This is a genomic window from uncultured Romboutsia sp., from assembly GCF_958366745.1.
Lineage (GTDB): Bacteria > Bacillota > Clostridia > Peptostreptococcales > Peptostreptococcaceae > Romboutsia > Romboutsia timonensis.
This window is the reverse complement of sequence record NZ_CATXCO010000178.1, coordinates 1-4,996: the sequence shown is the minus strand read 5'-3', so window position 1 is coordinate 4,996 and position 4,996 is coordinate 1. Positions and strand designations below refer to the sequence as shown.

At 26.3% G+C, this 4,996-nt stretch carries 6 protein-coding genes; 3 read left to right on the top strand and 3 right to left on the bottom strand.

Translation table 11 applies throughout. The features are described 5' to 3' along the window. On the bottom strand, positions 1-1,003 hold a 1,003-nt coding region (locus Q5F54_RS10520; protein ID WP_302334396.1), incomplete at its 3' end, for an MATE family efflux transporter. Between the two features lie 444 nt (positions 1,004-1,447). Between Q5F54_RS10520 and Q5F54_RS10515 the strand changes: the two genes are divergently transcribed. Then, positions 1,448-2,611 carry a serine hydrolase gene (locus Q5F54_RS10515; RefSeq protein WP_288248425.1) on the top strand — a complete coding sequence of 388 codons (1,164 nt, stop codon included), beginning with the start codon at positions 1,448-1,450 and terminating at the stop codon, positions 2,609-2,611. 168 nt (positions 2,612-2,779) lie between these two features. Here Q5F54_RS10515 and Q5F54_RS10510 read toward each other — a convergent pair whose 3' ends face one another. Beyond that, complete coding sequence (locus Q5F54_RS10510; protein WP_281539061.1) at positions 2,780-3,307, bottom strand: hypothetical protein; 528 nt, start codon at positions 3,305-3,307, stop codon at positions 2,780-2,782. Positions 3,308-3,406: 99 nt separating this feature from the next. Between Q5F54_RS10510 and Q5F54_RS10505 the strand changes: the two genes are divergently transcribed. Next, positions 3,407-3,694: a hypothetical protein gene (locus tag Q5F54_RS10505; protein WP_281539058.1), complete on the top strand. Its 288-nt coding sequence runs from the start codon at positions 3,407-3,409 to the stop codon at positions 3,692-3,694. Beyond that, positions 3,694-4,548: an NPCBM/NEW2 domain-containing protein gene (locus tag Q5F54_RS10500; RefSeq protein ID WP_281539057.1), complete on the top strand. Its 855-nt coding sequence runs from the start codon at positions 3,694-3,696 to the stop codon at positions 4,546-4,548. Before Q5F54_RS10505 ends, Q5F54_RS10500 begins: the two co-directional genes overlap by 1 nt. Positions 4,549-4,660: 112 nt before the next feature. On the opposite strand, the gene Q5F54_RS10495 is transcribed toward Q5F54_RS10500, so the two are convergent. Further along, positions 4,661-4,996, bottom strand: a 336-nt coding sequence (locus Q5F54_RS10495) for a hypothetical protein (RefSeq protein WP_302334395.1), incomplete at its 5' end; no start/stop codon positions are given.

Below are 4,996 nucleotides of genomic sequence, written 5' to 3'. Positions count from 1 at the left end.
CAAATAAAATAAGTATAGAACCAGAAATAAGACCTATAACTATATTTATCATAGTGCATTTCTTTACCCCTTCTTTAATACGTTCAATATTTCCAGCACCGAGGTTTTGAGCACAATATGTTGCCATAGTTACACCAAATGTAATACTAGGTTGCATTACAAGTTGTTCAACCTTAGAGGCAGCTGTATGAGCAGCAACAACATTAGAACCGAAAGCGTTAATTGCTGCTTGAAGTATTATTACACCCAGAGCAGTTATTGAAAATTGTAATGCCATAGGTATACCTATTTTTAAATGGTTTACAAAATGTTTAGTTCCAGCTATAAAATGTTTTTTTTCAAGTTTAAGCATTGAAAATTTTTTAGAAGTATATATTAAGCATAACAAACCAGCAACTCCTTGAGCGATAACTGTAGCATAAGCTGCACCAGCAACTCCCATTTTAAAATTAATGATAAATACTAAGTCTAATATTATATTTAAAATAGATGATACAATTAAGAAATATAATGGGGTTTTACTATCTCCAAGAGCTCTTAATATACTTGATATCATATTGTAGAAAAATGCTGCAGTAGTTCCTGCGTATATTACAACAATATATGAGTATGAATCATTTATTATATCATTTGGTGTATTCATTAAATGAAGCAAAGGCTTTGCTGTAAATATACTTATAATAGTAATTATAATAGCCATTATTACTGATAAAATAATTGAGCTAGCTACAGCCTCTCTTAAACCTTCATTATCATTAGCACCAAATTTCTGAGAAATTAACACAGAAAAACCAGAACAAAGTCCAAGAACAAATCCTAGTATTAAAAATGACATAGAACCAGTTGAGCCAACCGCTGCAAGAGCTTTTACTCCAAGAAATCTTCCAACTATTATAGTATCAACCATACTATAAAATTGTTGAAAAATATTGCCAATTAATAAGGGTATAGAGAAAAATAAAATCAATTTTACCGGACTTCCTGTAGTCATATCTTTGGTCATAAGTACCTCCTTTTATATTCTTGAAATATATTCATCTAATCAGGATAACATTGTTTGTATTTGTGGGCAATAATAAAATAAATATTTATAATTTTTATACGATATGATATATATATTAAAGCTTTGTATAAATTGATACACATATATTAAAAAATAAAAATATAATAAAAGGTATTAAATTTGTTTAGAATAGTAATCAACTAAATTTTTATAAAAATTCAATGAAAATTTAAAGAAATGGATAAAAAATAGATATAAATAATATTTTAAATTAAGCATTTTAAAATTTAAAATTTCATAATCATTACTATTAATAGGTACATGAAAATGTATCTATTTTTAGGGGGTGATCATATTAATAAAAATACAAAAAAAACGATATTAGCTATGCTAAGTATATCCTTGATATCATCATATATTATAATAGAAAAAGGTGTATTTGCTTTGAATTTAGGAATATTTACTAAGTTAGAGAGAAAAGAAAATGAATTTAAAAATTTAGAAACAGAAATACAGGAAACTGTAGATAAACTTAATGTAGTAGGACTATCTATTTCTGTTATCGAAAATAATAAAATTTCTTATTCACAAGGATTTGGTTACGCCGATATAGATAAAAGCATAAAAACAGATACAAATACAATATATAGAATAGCATCGATATCAAAATCTATCACTGCATCAGCAATTATGAAGCTATATGAAGAAGGTAAATTTAAACTAGATGATGATATAAATGATTACCTAAATGGATTTGAAGTTAGAAATCCAAATTTCCCTGATGAGAAAATAACATTTAGAATGCTACTTACACATACATCAAGCATTATAGATGGTGATACATATAGCACTATTTATGACATACAAGATTTTGGAGATTATAAACCAGGAGATCAATTTGAATACTCAAATTATGGTTATAATTTATTAGCAACATTAATCGAGCAAATTTCGAACCAAGATTTTGAAGATTTTGTACAAGAAAATATATTCAAACCGTTAAATATGAAGGCCTCATTTAATCCTAATAAATTTGAGGATGTAGATAATATAGCTGTATTATACGGTATAGATGAAGATGGAAACTATTATGAAAGACTAAATGATAAAAAGAGAATAGAAGATAATATAGTTATATCATCTACTGTTAGAGATAAAGATGGTAAAATACCTTTAGGTAATGCATTTAAGTATTCTCCAATGGGAGGTCTTAGAACTTCTCCAAATGAATTAGCTAAATTTATGATAATGTTATCAAATAAAGGATTATATAATGGCACTAGAGTATTAAAGAAAGACACTGTTGAGTTAATGGAGCAAATTCATTGGTATGGAGATGCTCTTAATGGATTATATAAATGCAAAGGATTAGGTCTTCATATTACAGATGATTTAATTGAAGGTTCAAGGCTAATAGGTCATACAGGAGAAGCTTATGGCCTTTTAAGTAATATGTTTTATGATGAGAATCGTAAATTTGGATATATTATGATGTTAAATGGAAATAATTATAAATTTGGAGATGATGGATTTACCAAAGTAGAAAAGGAAATTGCAAAAATTATAGAGAAAAACTTTAGTCAAGATAAGGCTGATTCTTTTGAATAATAGTAAAAAGCTGTTATACTAGTAAAAAGTAGTATAACAGCTTTTTATTTGATAGTATAAAAATAATAAAAATCGCAAAAAGAATAATTGAGTTAAAGATATAGTATAAAATTAAATTATTATAAAATTATTAGTATTATAGAATAATATTATTAAAAACTAATAAAGTTACTTATAGAAATTATTATCTCTAAGCATTTGGGCATGTTTACGATTAACTAAAAACTGTTTTAGTTCAGTTAAGCATAAGAATAATATAGCTCTATTTTCAAATTCCACTCTATCTATAGGAAGAGGTTGATTTTTCATACTTAGCATTAGTCTATTTAATTCATCAAGAAGTAGATTCCCAGTTTCTATATCAAAATCAGAGTAACCTATTTTATGTATAAAGGCAGAAATAATATGAGCTTGTGGTGGAGTAGAACTTAATTGTGACACATAGCTATATAGATTTTCTAGTATATCTCTTTGATGTTTTATAATTTCCATATGATTTAAGAAAAATCTAGTATCGCTTAATAAGTTATTATTAATATTATTATAAGCTTCAGAAATACTACTATCAATAAGTGCATTTAATGTATTAAGGTCCTTATTATACATATCTTTATTATTAGGATTTACAATAAAATCTGCAATGTCTATAAGTACAGTGCTTACCTCTTTTTGTAGTTTCTTTTGGCCTTCATAGATTTTATTTATTAATTAAATACTAAAATTAATGTACTTCTGAGGGATAAAAAATAAATCAGGAGGTAGAAATATGCATAAGAAAAAATTGCAGTTATGACAATGGCAATAATAATTTCTAATTTTTCAGCTGCAACATTAGAAGTTTTAGCAGATGAGATATCAAATAATACTTCAATATTAGAAATAAATGATAATAAAGAAGTGACTAAGGCGGTTGTAAGTAAGTTTGATTTATACAATAGTGATAAATTAAATGATTACAACAACGTATTCAAAATTGACAATTCAAAAATAGAATCTATAACTAACAATGGTGGACAATATAGTAATTCATCAATTGATAAAGCTATAGATAATAATCTAAATACTCATATACTTCTGATGTAATGAGAAAAGATTCTAAAGCTGATTTTGTTAGCTTAGATGTAACTGGAGTAAAAGAACTTAAATTAGTATCAGATGAAGCAGGTAATGGAGGTCTTGGAGACTTTGCATCTTGGGCAGATACTAAGGTTTACTCTATAAACTCAAGACCAAAATTAACTATACCAGCTTCACAAATAATAAAGGTTGGTGAAACACTTAACTTAACAGAAGGTGTATATGCTATAGATGCAGAAGATGGAGATATAACCTCTAATGTAGTATTAAGTGGAGATGTAAACTTTAATAAAGTTGGAAGATATAACGTAACTTATACTATAACTGACAATGATGGTAATACAGTTGAAAAAGCTAGAACTATATCAGTAGTTAATATGGAAGACTATACTTATTTATCAGATATTAAATGGAAGAGTGCAAATTCTGGATGGAGAACTATTCAAAAGGATAAGTCTATAGAGGAAAATCCTATAAGACTTACAGATGAAAATGGAAATGAAGTAGAATACGAAAAAGGTATAGGAACACACTCAACATCAACAATAGTTTACGATTTAACTGATAAAGATTACTCATACTTTACATCTTATGTAGGTGTAGATAGAGAAATGAAAAACTCAACAGCAGCATCTTTAGAATTTAAAGTTTATGTTGATGGAGTTCTTAAATATGAAAGTGGATTAATGAGAGCAACTGATGCACAAAAATATATTGAACTTAATATAGACGGTGCAAAAGAATTAAAACTAGTAGTAACTGATGGTAGAGATGGTAATGCTGCAGACCATGCTTCCTTTGGTGATGCTAAGCTTTATACTATCAAGGATGAAGATGCTAATGATAATTATCTAGCATAAGCTTTATTTATGTTTAATAATATATAAATTGAAAAAATCGGAACTTAATAAATCTTATTAGGTTCCGATTTTTTATTAAATAACTTATTAAATATTTATATAATACATACTCTTATTTTTTAAATAGGTAAGTAGTTAAATCTTTTTCATTTAAATCTATACCTAAATAATAAATTACATTGTTTTCTAGTAAATAGTATACATATCTTGATGTATCAAATATTATTTTACCATTAGAAATAGTATATAAATTAGTTCTGAAAATTTGGCTATTTCCAAACTTTCTATAAAGTGTAAAAGTTCTTTTAAACTTTTTATCAATAATACTATTAGTATTTTTAAAAGCTTTAATAAAATGTACTTCGTTTACGACTTTATTGTCTAAATAAATACACTTTAAGTCAAAACTCTCATTTTTTCCATTTGATAAATTTTCCCACAGATTTAA